The sequence below is a fragment of the Methanosarcina siciliae T4/M genome (assembly GCF_000970085.1).
In the GTDB taxonomy this organism is placed as follows: Archaea; Halobacteriota; Methanosarcinia; order Methanosarcinales; family Methanosarcinaceae; genus Methanosarcina; species Methanosarcina siciliae.
Window position 1 is genome coordinate 1,431,555 of the sequence record NZ_CP009506.1, and the last position, 16,994, is coordinate 1,448,548.

Below are 16,994 nucleotides of genomic sequence, written 5' to 3' on the forward strand. Positions count from 1 at the left end.
GGCTGTAAGTAATGGGTATCGTGCCACCGCTCCGGTTATAGCGGAGATTAAAAATCAAGAATTTTTATATCCGATATTTTTCTTTTTTCCACTAGTATAGTTTTCTGACCCATACAATGTCATTCGCTATATTGTGTCGTTTGTTATTAGGACTTACGGTATTGTCCGGCTATCTTAGACTACCACCCTACTCCTGCGGTTCTCCGGCAATTTAACATGTTACAGCTCTGTGTTCACAGTAAAAGTAGCCATGAATCAATTAGGAATAGGCAAATAACAAACAACCAACCCGAGTATAATTATAGAAACGGAAATTATACGGACAAAAGAAGACAGTTTTAGACAAAAAGTTAAGAGAAGGTATTAAGAGAAGGTATGGTGGGCCCGCTGCGATTCGAACGCAGGACCTCACGGTTATCAGCCGTGCGCTCCACCAGGCTAAGCTACGGGCCCGAGATGAAAGCAAATTAGTTTTTGATTTTGAAAACCTGAAATTTCCCGAAAAGAATTGTTAATTTGTGGTGGGCCCGCTGCGATTCGAACGCAGGACCTCACGGTTATCAGCCGTGCGCTCCACCAAGCTAAGCTACGGGCCCATATATCAGGTTTTTTCGAATTACCGGAGTTGAAAGGCTTTTTTCGGGAAAGCGTCCCAATCCGACAACACTTCTAATACTCGAATTACTACTTATAACTTTTGCTTGAATATTCAGGATTTACCAGACTCTAAATTATATTTACAGGAAGCTGAGCCTATATGGCGACAGTTTTATATACGATATTGAGTGTATGAGGGTGTGCTTGCTAAGCAAGACATAACATGGGCCGGTAGATCAGGGGAAGATCGCTACCTTGGCATGGTAGAGGCCTCGGGTTCAATTCCCGACCGGTCCATTCTGTTTTTATTTCAATGAAAAGACTAATCTAAGCAGAAACTGTTATAGTTTTTAATCCTGTAGTATCTCTTAATATGTAAGAGGTTTGTTTCTGGAAATGAGGGTCTTATGACTAATGGGGAAGGGTTTCTGTATATTATTTTATTTACCAGTTTTTTTATAATCCTGGTGGGTTATATGACTCTTACGATTACATATGCCATCCTGCGCCAGGTTAAGAATAAGCCGTTCCATGAAGCTATTACTCTTGCGGGGATAGTACTCAACTTTGCCCTATTAATGAACACGAACGATATATCCTGGCTGATAATGGGAACCTTGTTTTTTGCAGTACCAATGATTGTTCTTGCTCCACCGGTTCTGATTTCTGGTCGCCTTAAAGCAATTCCGAGTTTTTCCCGGATTCTGATGTGTTATACAATTATAGTAGTTCTGGACATTGTTCTGCCCTTTATCCTTATAATAACCGAGATTTCAATGACTCCGTTCATATACTGGAATACCCCGCTTTCAAACGGCCTAGTTTATATCTGCCTGATAATGGGTTACTTCGGAATAGCAACAGTCATCTATCAATTAATTGGCAAATATTTTAGCGTATAAGCTCTTACAAAAAATTATCTAAAATGAAACGCTTTGAGGCGTTCCATTTTCACGTCCTTATTTTGGGAGCTTTAGATAAATGATCACACATATCAGGCCTAAAACGAATATGCCGATTATCCCGTAGACCGGAGGAATATCAGAGAATTTTGTGCTCCCTTCCTGCTCTTCCTGTGTGTCCATATCCGTACTTTCATTCCCGTCATCCTGCAGGGCCCGGGTTTCCAGAGAGGTCCCGTTTCCGGTTACGATTTCAGAGGCAGTTGTTGAAGTCCCTGTTATTGCAAAGGAAGAAAACCCCGGGACATCGGATGTGAAATACAGATACGTATCATCTTCACCTGAGATTTTGGCAGGTAGTTGCTCCCATTTTTTGTCACTGTACCTGTTAAGGGTAATTGAAGCTTTATCCACGTTTTCATCCTCAATCCAGGTATTTTCAACCTTGAAACAGATGACCGGGTTTTCGATATTCTTTGAGGTTGCGTATCCGGAATTTCCTACCCAGACATTAAAGGACTTGTAGACCTCCCCGGCAGGCAGTTCGGAAACAAGTGAGGATTTGCCTTTTAATTCCTCAACAATGGTTGTGGTCTTGCCTGCGTTCTTCTTTGCATCGAAGCCCACATATACAATACAGGTTGCATTTTTCTTAAATTCAAACTTTATAGCCTTTCCATTTGTGATGAATACCTGGGCAAGCTCCTTTACTTTAACATTCTTTGCAGGTTCGGGAGAGCCCCCGCCTCCTCCGCCTCCTCCGCTGCTTCCACTACTGCTTTTTTTCACAACATCTATAGTTGCAGTTTCAGTATCCGTGCCGTTTGCATTGCTCGCGGTCAGTTTTGCTTCATAAGTCCCTCTGGAAGTGTATGTATAAGCAAAGCTTGCCGCATTAGAGTCTTCGACCCCGTCACCATTAACATCCCAGCTCAGTCCGGTTGCATTCTGCGAAGTGTCGGTGAAGAGGACAGTAAGAGGGTAATACCCGCTGGTTTTATTCACTGTGAAGTTTGCTACGGGAAGAATAGGAATTTCTTCTTCCATCACGGTAATCACAGCAGTTTCGGTATCCGTGCCGTTTGCATTGCTCACGGTCAGTTTTGCTTCATAAGTCCCTCTGGAAGTGTATGTGTAAGCAAAGCTTGCCGCATTAGAGTCTTCGACCCCGTCACCATTAACATCCCAGCTCAATCCGGTTGCATTCTGTGAAGTGTCGGTGAAGAGGACAGTAAGAGGGTAATACCCGCTGGTTTTATTCACTGTGAAGTTTGCTACGGGAAGAATAGGAATTTCTTCTTCCATCACGGTAATCACAGCAGTTTCGGTATCCGTGCCGTTTGCATTGCTCACGGTCAGTTTTGCTTCATAAGTCCCTCTGGAAGTGTATGTGTAAGCAAAGCTTGCCGCATTAGAGTCTTCGACCCCGTCACCATTAACATCCCAGCTCAATCCGGTTGCATTCTGTGAAGTGTCGGTGAAGAGGATAGTAAGAGGGTAATACCCGCTGGTTTTATTCACTGTGAAGTTTGCTACGGGAAGAATAGGAATTTCTTCTTCCATCACGGTAATCACAGCAGTTTCGGTATCCGTGCCGTTTGCATTGCTCACGGTCAGTTTGGCTTCATAAGTCCCTCTGGAAGTGTATGTGTAAGCAAAGCTTGCCGCATTAGAGTCTTCGACCCCGTCACCATTAACATCCCAGCTCAATCCGGTTGCATTCTGCGAAGTGTCGGTGAAGAGGACATTAAGGGGGTAATACCCGCTGGTTTTATTCACTGTGAAGTTTGCTACGGGAAGAATAGGAATTTCTTCTTCCATCACGGTAATCACAGCAGTTTCGGTATCCGTGCCGTTTGCATTGCTCACGGTCAGTTTTGCTTCATAAGTCCCTCTGGAAGTGTATGTATAAGCAAAGCTTGCCGCATTAGAGTCTTCGACCCCGTCACCATTAACATCCCAGCTCAATCCGGTTGCATTCTGTGAAGTGTCGGTGAAGAGGACAGAAAGAGGGGCGTTACCGTGAGTCGTATTTGCCCTGAAATTTGCGATCGGAAGAACCGGTTCAGGTTCCGTTCGGGGAGTTACCAGAGGCAGGTAGTCAATTACACCTTCATCGACCTGGTATTCCTCTTCTGCAATCCCGTCGCCGTTTGTGTCCGGGTGGGTTTGAGAGAAACCGTCTCCTGAGGGAGAACCCCAGAAATTCCCTCCTATGTACGGGCCGTCTATAATGTTCGTACCTGCGGTCTTAGTAGTATTTAACCGGGCATCTCCGTCATCCTCCAGCACCAGATTGATATCACTACTAAAATAATTATTATATATTGTAGCAGAGTCCTCGATTAAGCGTATACCTACATCACAGTCCTGGAAAGTGTTATCTTTAACAACATGGCGGCCTATACCGTACGTAAGTTCTATTCCTGTGTGGCAGTTCTGAAACGTGTTTCCGGTAATTTTGTTATCAATACTGTCATATGTAAATACACCAATCGGGCTGTCTGTAAAAAGATTATCAATTATTGTTTGATTCCCACAAGCGTAGTTATTGCCTATACTTACGCCGCATTCATCGAATTTATTGTTCCTTATTATACAGGACATGCCAGCCTGCTCAAAACGGACTCCCCCTGTGATTGTGAGTCCGGAGATTTGCGACTGCCGGTTAACTTCTATTTTGCCTACGGTGGGATACCCGGATGAACCTATAAGGGTCACAGAGACATCAACAGCAAGATCTTCATCATAATTTCCAGGTCTCACAATTATGGTGTTTCCGTCAACCGCATTATCTAACGCATCCTGAACTGTCGTGTAATTTCCAGACCCGTCACTATCAACGTAAATTGTTGTAGCTGCTGCACTTCCGGCAAAAACCTGAAGGGCAAAGATCAGTATAAATAAACTAGATAACTCTTTGTTCATTTTCCACATAAGAAAAACCCCTACACACTGTTCTAGAACCTAATCAATAAGTAACTGCAATCCCCATTTTAAACTTCATAAGATGCATTCTAGGGCTTCGATACTCGATTAAAAAGCGAAAGTATCTTGAGCCGGATTTTATGATTTTTAAGACTGATTTATTTTATAAAATTGGCAATGTGATATAAAATTATCTAAATTGCCCTGTATTTTATTAAAAAATCGGAATTTTTTATGTTATCAGTAGGGGACAAATTTTTTATGTGTAAATGCTTCAATCACGGATATTTCCAACGATAAAAGGCAGATGTTTTATCAAGGAATCATGAATAGGAACCCCAAAGTCACTTGTTGATTCACATGCAACAACGTCACATTTTTCTGATGCATCCCAATTTCTAAGGCTTAAAATTACATCTTCATTTCTATCAAAATGTTGTAGCTGTTTTTCACCGGATCTAATGAGGATAGTAGCAATCAAAAAACGTTTGTGGATATCTAAACCGCAAGATTTGTTTATTTCTCCTGCCAATTTACATTACTCCATCATTTCAAGGACAGTAGAGATAGTAGAATTACCTAAAAGACAATTTGGTATCCGTGATCAAAATCACATTTTGGCCTTCGATGACAATTCAATGGTTAATTTCTTTACGGCTTCGAAGAGCCAAAGAGAAAACAACCTTCCTATCCAAAGGGAATGATGGAGTTAATATACAAAAAAGGTAAGTGAAAAGGACTTTCATTTTTTGTGCCTGTAATTCGAAATTTGGGGATTTATAGAAAAACTCCAAATCCTGGTACCCTTTAGTTATTTATGAAAGGTTTTTAAAAGTCCTCATTTTCGAAACATAAAGAAGAATAAATAAATTATGCCGAACACAGATATGGAGATTAAAACGATGTATCCTCGGTATACCCCTATGACATATTTATCGTATGCTCTTTTAAGATATTTACCGTAGTCTATATTGTTTTCGGAAATTTCATTATTGTTGCTGTCATCCGAATAATAAATATCCTCATTATTATTTAATGTGTTTTTGGAAATTGTGTTGTTGTTGCTATATGTTTGCAGTTCGATCCCCATAAAGTTGTCAGATATGGTATTATCAGTTAATTTATTGAAACTGGAATTTTCCCGTAAAAATATGCCGGTACTGGATGTGGATATGGAGTTTAGGCTAAGTTCATTCTTGTTGGATTCGATGAGAGTAATTCCTATTCCCCCAGGATTTATTGTATTATTGACTAGTTTGTTAGCGTCTGATTGAAGCAGTGTTATACCAAGCCGCAATAGATTATTATTATAAACTTCATTGCCATCGGATTCTTTCAAACTGATTCCGTATTTATCCATCCTGTATTTTTCATCCGCACTTATGTTATTATTCCTGACAATGTTGAAATTACTAAAATCCCAGATTGAAATTGCACCGTCATTATCAATTGCAGTATTATTTTCCAGTAAATTATTACTTGATGAATTAAGCAAAATACCTCGATTGTTCCCCAAAAAAATATTGTTGTTGATTATGTTGTTATCAGTATTATCAACATAAATTCCTGCCCAGTTTTTTGGTATAAGAGCCCATTGTCCTTCAGATGAATAGACAACTTCGTCTTTGCCTGTTGTTTCATTGAAAGTACTGACACTGAAGCCTGCATCCGGAAAATAACGATTCTCTGGTTCTTCAAAAGCACCTGTTATGGTAAAACCCAGGATAGCAACATTGCTTGCAGTTACATGAAATATGTGATTGCCCGGATTTGCAGCTCTGATAATCGTGTCATTGGGATTTCCGGATTTTGATTTTATAGTTACCGACTTATTAACTTCTATGTTCTCTGCATAGGTTCCCGGAGACACAATAATCGTATCCCCAGAAGAAGCATTTTTGACAGCATCCTGAATTGAGTCTTCCGGATAAACATGGACATCAGTAGCTGATACAATGCCTGCAGTTATAATCGAAAATAAAATGAATATACTAATGCAAATTAGGATTTTATGTTTAATTTTCATTCCATTTCCCCATTCTCAACAGCTAAGAATTCCAAAAATTTGGATCCGGTATGCAATTATTTCTTTTGATATATACGTGTTATGTGATTGGCTTATTCTCTCAGTTCAAGGAAAAGTTGTTGAATTTATTTGCTTTCTTAATTCTAATACAGACCTGTAAGTCGTTTTTTCATGATTCCAGACCTGTTAAAGCCCCATCAGGCCCAGGAAAAGAAAAACTGGGAAATTCCTTCCGGACCCGGATAGTTCAACCGTTATCAGGAAAACCCGGGTTTCGTAGAATTCCGGTTTTCATCGAACCCCATTTCCCTTTTCCGCTTCAATGCCCGGAAGTCGGCTCAGAAAAGCATTTCTTTTTTAAGCAATAAATTCCAAGTGAATCAGCATGCCAGAATCCACGCAAGATCCCGCTAAAGAACCTGCCAGAACCTCGATCAAAGAGCATTTTCAGCTAAGGGAAACCATTGTCACGATTGCGGCTGATGACTCTGCCCATATCGAAGCCGCAAAAGAAGCCATCAGAGTACACAGGGCAGCCCTTGAGACCTACATCCTTGCAGACTCTTATTTTCAGTTTACCCTCGAACCTTACGAATGCCCGGAAAATGCCCCTGAAGTGGTTCGGAGGATGGTAAAAGCCGGAAACACTATGGGAATCGGGCCCATGAGCGCGGTTGCGGGCACAATTTCAGCCCTTGCTGTGGAAGCAATGGAAAAGGCCGGAGCAAAATATGCTATTGTTGATAACGGCGGGGATATTGCACTTATCAATGACCGTCCGGTTGTGGTCGGGATTTATGCAGGGCAGTCTCCGATAAAAAATCTGGGCTTAATTTTTGAGCCCAGAGACTCGATTACGGGAATCTGCACCTCGGCAGGGACGGTGGGACCTTCGATCAGTTTCGGGATGGCGGACGCAGCGGCAATTTTTTCGGATGATGTTTCCCTTGCGGATGCGGCTGCAACGGCACTGGGGAATGAGGTTGGGATAGGAAAGGAAGCTGTTGAGGCTTCATTCAAGGTTGTAAAGGCCGTGCCTGGAATAAAAGGAGCACTGGTGATTCAGGGAGAGTATATAGGAATGTGGGGGACAGTGCCAAAAATCACACGAGCCGAGGTCAGGCATGAGTTTATCACAAAAGCGTGATGTTGGGATGGCTAGAACACTTTTATTAAGTAACTTCGACATATATAAAATGGAATATATTCAAATGTATCCGTCTATGTTTAAAGGATATAGTTAATGAAGCTTCGGCCATCTATACGGGATTTTTTCTGAACAGCAATACATGGTCGAACAGGAAGCTTTTGGCAAAGCAGGCCGGATAAGTGAACGGATGAATGAAACGGATAAAGTGAGCCGGAAAAGCTGCTTATCCTTTATGTTAAATTTATAAGACTGGAGGAATTACATGCCTGGGGGCTATAACGGAAAAATTCTTGATGTTAATCTTGACAGCGGCGAGCTCAAAGACCTGCCGCTTGAAGAAGAAATGGCAAAGATGTACCTGGGAGGCAAAGGGCTAGGCCTGAAGCTCGTATACGATGAGTTCAGAGCGGATATGCAGCCCTTTGACCCTGATAACCTGCTTGTGTTTGCAACCGGGCCGGCTACCGGAGCAAAGCTTCCCACGAGCGGGCGCTACCATATTGTCTGCAGCAAATCCCCGCAGACAGGGACCGTAGGGAGCGGAAATTCCGGCGGAAAATGGGGTCCCTTCCTGAAATTTGCAGGATATGACGCAGTCGTTGTGCGCGGAGTCTCAAAGGAGCCTGTCTACCTGAGCATTGTGGAAGGAGAAGCCGAGCTTGTGCCAGCTCCGGAACTCTGGGGCATGACAGTCCATGCAGTCACGGACGAACTTGCCGAAAGGACAGGAAACCCTAAGAGAACCTCGGTTGCCTGTATAGGCCCTGCAGGAGAAAACCTTGTTCCCTTCTCCGGGATCATGAACGACAAGTACCGAACTGCAGGGAGGACCGGGCTTGGAGCTGTCATGGGGAGTAAGAAGTTGAAGGCGATCGTGGTTTCCGGGAGCAAGAGAGTTGAACCCGCAAACCCCGAACTCCTGAAAGAGAGAGTTGCGGAAGCCATGAAAAAGATAAAGGAAAATCCGGTTACAGCTCCCGACGGAGGGCTTCACACCTACGGGACCGCAGTTCTTGTAAATATCCTTAATGAAAGTGGAGCCTACCCGACACGAAACTTTCAGGAAGCCTATTTTCCTGACGCTGACGAACAGAGCGGAGAGACTCTTGTCAAAAAATACCTGACAGGTCGCGGAGGCTGCTGGGGCTGCCCGATTGTCTGCGGGCGGAAAGCCGATGTGCCTGAGGGGCCCTACAGCGTCCGGGACACGGAAGGTCCTGAGTACGAGACCATTTTTGCCTTTGGTTCCGACTGCGGGGTAAAGGATCTCGATGCCCTGATAAAAGCCAACCACCTCTGCGACGAACTCGGGCTTGACACCATCTCCATGGGTGGAACGATTGCCTGTGCCATGGAACTTGTGGAGAAAGGAAAAATCCCACCGGAAAAGCTGCATGGCTTTAACCTGCGTTTCGGAGATGCAAGCTCAATGATTGAATGCATCTGGAGAACCGCCTTCCGTGCAGGGATCGGGGCTGACCTTGCGCTGGGTTCGAAAAAGCTTTCGGAAAAATACGGGGCTCCGGAGTTCTCCATGGCTGTAAAAGGCATGGAACTGCCCGCCTACGACCCTCGCCCGATCCAGGGAATAGGCCTGAACTATGCAACCGCAAACCGCGGCGGGGACCACGTCTACGGCTACATGATCTCACCCGAAATCCTTGGGCTGCCCGAAAAACTTGACCCTTATGCAGTAGAGGACAAACCCAGATGGACCATCATCCTGCAGGACCTGACTTCTGCCATTAACTCCTCGGTTGTCTGCCTCTTTAGCTCGTTTGCCCTCGGCCTTCCCGAGTATGCAGGAATGCTCGCAGCGATTACGGGCTCTGATCTTGACGCCGATAAGCTCCTTAAACTTGGAGAAAGGATCACAAACCTCGAACGGCTGATGAACAATATGTATGGGCTTGATAGGGCTGAAGACGTCCTTCCAAAGCGTCTCACCGAAGAACCGGTCCCTTCCGGGCCTGCAAAAGGCCAGGTTTCCCACGTCCCGGAAATGATCAACGAGTATTACGCCCTCCGGGGCTGGGTTGACGGAAAGCCCACAAAAGAGAAGCTAAAGGAACTCGGGATTGCCTGAGCTCCTCCTTTTTATTTTTTTATAAACTTCATATAAACCGTTTTCTTCCTTATTCCGGAGAGATAGGCTTGAAAATCCACGTAAAGTTCCTTGCAACTATCCGTGAAATTACCGGCAAATCCGAAATCGAACTTGAGGGCCATCCCGGCGACACCGTGGGAACCTTCCTGCAGGCCCTTCAAACCCTCTACGGGCCAGTATTCAAGGAAGCAACAACAGGCACAACCGCAGGCGGGATTCCTAAAGTAAGGTTCCTGGTTAACGGTAGGGATGCCGATTTTCTCGACGGATTCGAGACCGGATTAAAAGACGGGGATGTGATTGTGCTGATCCCTCCGGTTGCCGGAGGATGAAAAAAAGAGATTTTTGGCGGCTTTTCAGGTACGCCGCCATTTTTGATTGTTTTGAGTTATTTGAATTACTTTGAGTCCGGTTTCAGGAATTTTCCCGATTGCTTAGAATTGCAGTTTTTTCATCCTTTCTACAGCTTCTTGGATCCTCTCGACCGGCTTGGTGAGGGCAAACCTGATGTAGCCTTCACCAGCGTCTCCGAAACCTACTCCGGGGGTTGCGACGATTCCGGCCTCTTCGAGGAGGACTTTTGCAAACTCGATTGAGGTGTAGCCTTTCGGGACCGGAGCCCAGACGTAAAAGGTTGCTTTTGGGGGTTTGACTTCAAGGCCCATAGCTGTGAGCCCTTCAATCAGGGCGTTACGCCTTTCTTCATAGATTTTATTGGTATCGTCAACGCAGGCCTGGGAAGAGGAAAGAGCTGCAATGCCTGCTATCTGGATTGCATCAAAGACTCCGGAGTCCACGTTGGACTTAACTTTCCCGAGCCCTTTTATAAGGGATTTGTTTCCTACTGCAAACCCGAGTCTCCAGCCGGTCATGTTGTAGGTCTTGGAGTGGGAGTAAAGTTCCATCCCTATGTCCATTGCCCCTTCTGCTGCAAGGAAGGAAGGTGCCTCGTACCCGTCGTAGACCATCTGGCAGTAGGCATTGTCGTGCACTGCAATGATGTCGTTTTTCTTGCAGAACTCAACAACCTTTTCAAAGAACTTCATGTCCGCAGTTGCCGAGGTGGGGTTGTTCGGGTAATTGAAGAAGAAGAGCTTCGCCCTTTTCAGGACATCTGCCGGAATCGAGTCCAGGTCAGGCAGGAAGCTGTTCTCGGCCTTCAGAGGCAGAGGATACGGCTCTCCTCCTGCAAAAAGGGTGCCGATCTTATAAACCGGATATCCGGGCTCGGTATAGAGCACGACATCTCCGGGGTTGACAAAGGCTAGCGGGATATGGGCAACCGCTTCCTTTGACCCTATCAGGGAAAGGACTTCGGTTGCAGGGTCAACCTCAATTCCCTTATAATTCTTACACCATTCAGCCGCAGCCTTCCGAAATTCCGGCATGCCGGCATAAGAAGGGTACTGGTGTGTCCCGGGGTCGCAAACAGCCTCGCGCATGGCCTCCACAATGTGCGGGTGGGTCGGAAGGTCAGGGTCTCCCACTCCAAGGTCGATCACGTCTACCCCCTTTGCAATCATTTCGTCCTTAGCTTCATCAATCGCTGCAAAAAGATATGGTGGTAATGCGTTTATGCGGTCAGAATACATTGGAAAAGTCACCTGAATATGAATTTACAGTATGTAATTCTGCATATTTACGGCGGTGGGGCTATTAAAAGGTATGGGATGAAGAGAAAAGTGCCTGTAAAATTTACAAACAGTGTCGATTTTTAACAATCACCAAAACACCGGAAACTTTTATACTTAATAGTGCAAATATTTTTCATGTGTATAAAACTAAACTTGCTATTTTAAGTTTCATTGCGTCGGAATTATTTATTTTAATAATTGAATTGACATTTGGAGTTCCGCTTAACGTTTATTACTATTTTGACCCTACTCTTACAAATACAACCGATACTATGACTCCTCTTTGGCCAGCTACCGGGGGGTGGGCTGAATCCGCTGGAAATCTAAAAATTGTGGTAATTTTTTTAAGTATGTCATTGAGGTTTATGTCATCTCCTGCCCTTTTGATTGCAGGGGTAGTTTATCTGTTAGCACCGGATGACGAAAGTAGAACAGGATTTGAGTAATACGCTAAGTACGATAAAAAAGGATGAAAAAAGAATTTGTTGAAAACTGTTCAAGGCGGTTTACGATACTGCTTTAAGCGGTATGATTATTGTTTTTCCTGAATTTGTGGCTTTGGTTTCAGGTTTGAAGCACTTCAACAGCCAGGTCAGCATTGATAATATAATCAAAGTTGATAATCTCGTCCCATTTTTGCTGTGTAAACATTGACTGGAAACAGACTCCGATGATTTTTCTTTTAGCTGATCCTTCAAGAACCTTTTCAGTGATGTCTTTAGCTTTTTCCGGGCTGACGCCGATCTTTGGCATCGCAAGCCCGCCGAGCAGGACAACAGCGTCAGCATGAGCGTCTACAGGTTCGCCAAGCTGTATTCCTTCGGGGGTCATAGTGATCAACCTGGCTTTTTTAAAGTCCATGTTAGGGATAAATGCAAGTTTTTTGTCCCTTACCACAAAACCCAGAAGTTCGGCAAAGGGTGTGCAGAATCCTGGAGTTCCCACAAATGTAATTTTTTCTACTCCATCCATGAGACCCTTGAAGCTGTTCAGGATGCCTCCTACTCCCTGAGAGGTGTTTATTATCGGCATGAAACTCTTCTCCAAACTCTTCTTTTTTATCCAAAATCTTCTTATTGATAATTGATACTTCACAAAAGCCTGCTTTTAGGGTACTTTCTTTACAGTATCATCTACTTCAACAATAAGGTATCATCTACTTCCACAATAAGATTGGATACATTCCCATAAATAAGTTGAGTTAAGGACCAAAGCGTCTTGGGATGGAATACAACATGGAAAATAGCAGATAAATTAGGAAAAGAATAGAAAAAACTGAGAAATAAATCAGAGAAAAAAGAAAAGTAAAAAGAGCAAATGCCCTTTAAACGTTCCTGATTCCAAAAGACTCAAGCAGAATTTCAGGATAAAGCCCGCCGCTTGAGATGGTCTTCGAGCTCTTGAGATCGTTTACGGTGACTCTGGCAGGGGCGAACATGCCTGCGTCAACTTTGAAGAAGTCGAAGTTTGCGGCTTTGAAGGTCTGGTAGAAGGGTTTTCCGAAGTCACTGGAGGTGGTTGAGGGGACTTTCTTTACAAAATCTTCGAGTTCGGCCAGCTCGCCTTCGAAGCGAACTGTATAGTTGGTTTCGCCGCAGTAGATCACACAGTCATTGGTTGAACCCATGCACTGGACATCGTTTCCGACAACCGGGGCTATGGGGGCAATTCCGTACCCGCTCTTGATGCAGTTGATATCGAAACCGATGGATTCGAGCTTGTGGATTCCGGTTTCCACAACACGGGCCGAGATCTGGACAGAACCTGCGATGGAAGCTGTCGGGGCAACGGCGATCATTACGTTTTCCGGCTCCACGCCGCAGTGCTTTGCAATATATTCGACCACTTTCTCATCAGGAAGCTTGTCGGACTCCATTACAAGAACCGCAACTTCAAAATCATCCTCATACCCGATTTCTTCGTAGAGCTCTTTGGGTTTCAGGCCGAGCGCGCGGGCAGGGCCGGAACCCATTCCGAAGTAATCTCCTACAGAGATTCTCCAGCCTGCGTACTGGGAAGCCATGCAGGCAATTACCGGATTGTCGGTTGCCACCTGGATGGCAGGCCATTTGACACCGTTCAGGTCAAAGGTGCTGTATTTAAGGTCAGCAAGGTCACCAAGGCAGAGTCTTGCCAGGTACATTCCGGCTTCATATCCGCCTTCGGCTTTAACTCCACAGTCAATGATTGTGGCTCCGCTGTCAAGCTTGGTTACTTCCGTTTTCAGGTCTTCACTCCAGTCGAGCATCTCTTCGATGACGTATGATCCCATTTCGTTGACACTTATCAAAATATCACCTTACTTATCGGTCAGAAAATTGTTTATCGAAGTTGTTTATCGAAGTTATTTGTCTAAGTTATTTATCGAACTATTTATCGAAATTAATTCTCGAAATTGTTTATCACGATCTTCTACAGGCTGGCACATGTCATGAGCTGGCTATAAACCATTATCAGATGACATCTACCAATCGAGGCGTAATTTGCCCGGCTGGAAGTTAGTCCTGCCAGATGAACATTATATTGAATATTGGGCTTACTCCGAGTAAACGAGTTACACTAAATAGTCAATAACTATCTATACTGAATAACTAAGTTTCTGAACAACTGAGCTATATTGAAAGATTTACCCTATATTAATAACTGAGCCAACTCTTTTTAGTTGTTTCCGTAAGCTGTAATTCGTATAAGGAAGAATCCAATATATAGATACTGTTATAATATTTTAATTGAATAATACTAATTTACTTAGATAATACAATTGATCAGATTATAAAGATTCGGTCGTTTTTTCTGACCACTCCGTCAACGGCAAGCCCAACTTCGTCCCCTTTTTCAGTACTTTGCAGGCTCATGCCTTCTTTCATAAGCGAGCGAACTTGCTGCTTCAGATAAGTGGTACTGCCTTCGATCAGGATCTCATCCCCGATAACAAGCCCTTCTTCAAGGAGTTTTATTGCCGCAGCCTGCTGTTTGGGATAATAATTCTCTACGATTCCTGCAGCCCTGCGCTTCTTTTCCGAGGCGTTCATGCCTTTTTCTGTAGAAAAGCCTTCCAGGCCCGGAACTCCGAAGTAAAAACCTGTAGAAAAGCCTCTGTTATACACCGAAGCCAATTCGGTTCTCCAGGCCTCTACTTTTTCAGGGGTATAGCTCCCTGCTTTGAAGGCATCAATTGCTTCCCTGTAGCAGCGAGAGACCACTTCCAGGTATCCGGGGTCACGCAGCCTGCCTTCTACCTTAAACGCATTTATCCCTGCTCCAATAAGTTCCGGCACATGCCCTATCATACATAAATCTTTTGCACTGAGAAGGTATTTTCCCCTGCTTTCCGTAACTAACCCGTTTTCCCCGTGAAGTTCCCACTCCCAGCGGCAGGGCTGGGTGCATTCCCCGCAGTTCCCGGATTTTCCCAGGACGTATGCTGAAAGGTGGCATCTGCCTGAAACCGCCATGCACATCGCCCCGTGGACAAAAGCTTCGATTTCGACCTCCGTCTGCTGCCTGATTTGCCGGATCTCCTCAAGGGAAAGTTCCCTTGAAAAAACGATCCGTTCAGCTCCGAGGCTCCTGTAAAACTCAGCTGTTTCGTGGTTCGTAACGTTTGCCTGGGTGGAGATATGGACCCTGATCCCGGCTTTACGGGCCCTGAGGATGACCGCCGGGTCCCAGGCGATAACTGCGTCAACTCCGGCTTTTACAGCTGCAGTGACCACGTCTTCGGCTTCCCCAAGCCTGGTTTCATTCACAGCAGAGTTTACGGCCAGATAAGCTTTCAGCCTCTTTGCCCTGACCTCCGAGACAAACTCCTCCAGAGTTTCAAGGAAAATCTCTTTTGCCTTTGCCCTCAGGCTGAGCCTGTCCGTAGAAAAATAGACGGCATCAGCATACCTGGAACATGCCTCAAGCCCTGCAAGGTTCCTGACACCAAGGATGAGTTCCGGTTCCGAACTTTTATGCATGGGAGAGAAAAATGCTCTAACTTTCATTTAAGAATATCTTTGCTGCTTTCAGCGGGTCCGCAAATTATAGTATGGGAAAAAGGTTCACTCCGTAGAAAAATAGTTAGACTAAATGGAATGAAATGCAGTTTTCTCATATTCATAAAAAGGAGCAAACTTATCACATTTCTGTAAAAATGTAAACTTAGTAGATATATCAAACAGAATACAAGGTTAACCGAAAAATTTATATAAGTTTGCCATCTCCATTAAAATAATGGGAAAGTCTAATTTAAACGAACTAATTTAGCTTGCAGACAAAGAAAATAATGGAGACATCGGAGGTCTCGAATATGGGGGCACGTGAAATAGAATACGAACTTGAAGATATTGAACTCAAAACCGTAAAACTCGAAGAAGTAGAGAGAGATTATGTGGAATTTAGAAGGGAAATGGGAGAAGATTAAACCGGAAACTAATAGAAGCAAATTAAAATAGTGAGGATACGGATCAAAATTCGATCAATACGGGATTGAGAGAGTCTTTGTTTCTGGATCCGAGGGTTTCCGTAACCATTAAATCCAACATTTAATCAATTTAGGATCCGATCTTTTTTACACCCGAATAATACATGTTTCAAAGAACTTATCCGCCCACACTTTACCAGAAAATATTAAGTAATATAAAAATAATTAGGAAAATAACAAGTTTTATAAAAACTTGGAAAAACGGAAAAACGGAAAAACGGATCTCCAGATAACAAAATGTCCGGAGATTGGAAATAACCTGAACTTTTTTATTTGTACTTTTTTTTATTCTATTTTTACCACGTTATTCGAGTTAGAAATGATTAAAATCTGTTCAGAGGGCACACTTTTATACAGAGCCCACATCGAAGTCCGCCGAGAACATTGAACATGTATTCAGCGCATTTCTCTTTGTAAATCACCCCTTCTGCGGAAAGGGCACCTGCAGGACATGCTTTGATACACTTCATGCAAGTACTGCATGCATCGTTGATAAAAGGCAGTCGGGTATTTTTTTCTCCATCCAGCGGGGCATCTGTCAGGATGGATGTCATACGGACTTTAGGCCCAAAATCTTTTGTGATGAGAAGATGGTTCAGGCCGAAGTTTCCCAGGCCTGCATGGTATGCGGCATATTTGAAGGAGAAATCCGCTTTAAGGGTCTTACGGTCAGCATACCAGTAGCCGAACTCGCTCCCCTCACTCGGAGCAATCGTTGCCTTATATCCTTTCTTTTCAATAAATCTGGCGATTTGAAAAGCAATTACTCTCAATGTGGCTGTACCTGCCATAAGAGTATTTGTATATTCGGCTCTACCATTGGGTAGTGTATCAAAAGCTCCTCTTGGTATGGAAACACCCAGAATTATAACGGATTGGAGATCTGTCATCACATCCTGGGGTTTATTCCCGGTGTACTCAGAATTTTCAAAGCAAGAGGGATCGATCATGCCGATAAAATCAGCGCCTGATCTAAAAGCCATATCTTTCAAAGTTTCCGTAATGCTTGTCTCTACCATCTTTTATCTCCTATTTTTACAGGTCTTAGAAAGAGTGGCTATGAAAAATGAAGATTGAAAACGTAAAGTTTTTGATCTCAATTTTAAGAGCAGATCAACCTGGAACTCCACTTTTTCATACCTGTGTTTTCAGGTTAATACCTGTGTTTTCAGGTTAGATACA

Annotated in this window: 12 protein-coding genes, 3 tRNA genes and 1 pseudogene; 6 read left to right on the forward strand and 10 right to left on the reverse strand. The window is 43.9% G+C overall.

Features of this window, described 5'->3' with window-relative positions; translation table 11 throughout:
* Positions 1 to 376 precede the first annotated feature (376 nt).
* Positions 377 to 453 (reverse strand) — tRNA-Ile (locus MSSIT_RS06170).
* 66 nt (positions 454 to 519) lie between these two features.
* Positions 520 to 596, reverse strand: a tRNA-Ile gene (locus MSSIT_RS06175).
* Positions 597 to 822: 226 nt separating this feature from the next.
* Here MSSIT_RS06175 and MSSIT_RS06180 point away from each other — a divergent pair.
* Together MSSIT_RS06180 and MSSIT_RS06185 are read left to right on the forward strand one after the other, a co-directional pair.
* A tRNA-Ala gene (locus tag MSSIT_RS06180) sits at positions 823 to 894 on the forward strand.
* A 179-nt stretch (positions 895 to 1,073) separates the two neighbouring features.
* On the forward strand, positions 1,074 to 1,499 hold the full coding sequence (locus tag MSSIT_RS06185; RefSeq protein ID WP_156158802.1) for a hypothetical protein: 426 nt from the start codon (positions 1,074 to 1,076) through the stop codon (positions 1,497 to 1,499).
* Between the two features lie 57 nt (positions 1,500 to 1,556).
* On the opposite strand, the gene MSSIT_RS06190 is transcribed toward MSSIT_RS06185, so the two are convergent.
* The 3 genes and pseudogenes from MSSIT_RS06190 to MSSIT_RS06200 all read right to left on the reverse strand — a co-directional run bounded on the left by MSSIT_RS06190 (position 1,557) and on the right by MSSIT_RS06200 (position 6,453).
* The gene (locus MSSIT_RS06190) at positions 1,557 to 4,436 is read right to left on the reverse strand and encodes a PGF-pre-PGF domain-containing protein (RefSeq protein ID WP_048170872.1); all 2,880 of its coding nucleotides are present in this window, start codon (positions 4,434 to 4,436) and stop codon (positions 1,557 to 1,559) included.
* Positions 4,437 to 4,682: 246 nt separating this feature from the next.
* Positions 4,683 to 4,959 (reverse strand): annotated as a pseudogene (locus MSSIT_RS06195) (IS110 family transposase); the annotation flags it as partial.
* Positions 4,960 to 5,265: 306 nt separating this feature from the next.
* Positions 5,266 to 6,453, reverse strand: a complete 1,188-nt coding sequence (locus MSSIT_RS06200; RefSeq protein WP_048170876.1) for a right-handed parallel beta-helix repeat-containing protein — start codon at positions 6,451 to 6,453, stop codon at positions 5,266 to 5,268.
* 385 nt (positions 6,454 to 6,838) lie between these two features.
* Between MSSIT_RS06200 and MSSIT_RS06205 the strand changes: the two genes are divergently transcribed.
* From MSSIT_RS06205 to MSSIT_RS06215, 3 genes are all read left to right on the forward strand, one after another.
* Positions 6,839 to 7,600, forward strand: a complete 762-nt coding sequence (locus MSSIT_RS06205) for a UPF0280 family protein (protein WP_048170878.1) — start codon at positions 6,839 to 6,841, stop codon at positions 7,598 to 7,600.
* 265 nt (positions 7,601 to 7,865) lie between these two features.
* Positions 7,866 to 9,689, forward strand: coding sequence for an aldehyde ferredoxin oxidoreductase family protein (locus tag MSSIT_RS06210; protein WP_048170880.1), 1,824 nt, complete (start codon positions 7,866 to 7,868; stop codon positions 9,687 to 9,689).
* Between the two features lie 68 nt (positions 9,690 to 9,757).
* The gene (locus tag MSSIT_RS06215) at positions 9,758 to 10,042 is read left to right on the forward strand and encodes a MoaD/ThiS family protein (protein WP_048170882.1); all 285 of its coding nucleotides are present in this window, start codon (positions 9,758 to 9,760) and stop codon (positions 10,040 to 10,042) included.
* Between the two features lie 102 nt (positions 10,043 to 10,144).
* Here the strand turns inward: MSSIT_RS06215 and MSSIT_RS06220 are convergent, their stop codons facing one another.
* On the reverse strand, positions 10,145 to 11,302 hold the full coding sequence (locus MSSIT_RS06220) for an LL-diaminopimelate aminotransferase (RefSeq protein ID WP_048170884.1): 1,158 nt from the start codon (positions 11,300 to 11,302) through the stop codon (positions 10,145 to 10,147).
* 179 nt (positions 11,303 to 11,481) lie between these two features.
* Between MSSIT_RS06220 and MSSIT_RS06225 the strand changes: the two genes are divergently transcribed.
* Positions 11,482 to 11,790 (forward strand): hypothetical protein, encoded by a 309-nt coding sequence (locus tag MSSIT_RS06225; RefSeq protein WP_048170886.1) that lies wholly within the window; start codon positions 11,482 to 11,484, stop codon positions 11,788 to 11,790.
* A gap of 118 nt (positions 11,791 to 11,908) precedes the next feature.
* Here the strand turns inward: MSSIT_RS06225 and MSSIT_RS06230 are convergent, their stop codons facing one another.
* From MSSIT_RS06230 to MSSIT_RS06245, 4 genes are all read right to left on the reverse strand, one after another.
* Positions 11,909 to 12,376: a DUF2124 family protein gene (locus MSSIT_RS06230; RefSeq protein ID WP_048170888.1), complete on the reverse strand. Its 468-nt coding sequence runs from the start codon at positions 12,374 to 12,376 to the stop codon at positions 11,909 to 11,911.
* Positions 12,377 to 12,668: 292 nt separating this feature from the next.
* Positions 12,669 to 13,634: a methenyltetrahydromethanopterin cyclohydrolase gene (mch, locus tag MSSIT_RS06235; RefSeq protein ID WP_048170890.1), complete on the reverse strand. Its 966-nt coding sequence runs from the start codon at positions 13,632 to 13,634 to the stop codon at positions 12,669 to 12,671.
* A gap of 475 nt (positions 13,635 to 14,109) precedes the next feature.
* Positions 14,110 to 15,306 carry a peptidase U32 family protein gene (locus MSSIT_RS06240; RefSeq protein WP_048174558.1) on the reverse strand — a complete coding sequence of 399 codons (1,197 nt, stop codon included), beginning with the start codon at positions 15,304 to 15,306 and terminating at the stop codon, positions 14,110 to 14,112.
* A gap of 829 nt (positions 15,307 to 16,135) precedes the next feature.
* On the reverse strand, positions 16,136 to 16,831 hold the full coding sequence (locus MSSIT_RS06245; protein ID WP_048170891.1) for a 4Fe-4S dicluster domain-containing protein: 696 nt from the start codon (positions 16,829 to 16,831) through the stop codon (positions 16,136 to 16,138).
* Positions 16,832 to 16,994 lie beyond the last annotated feature (163 nt).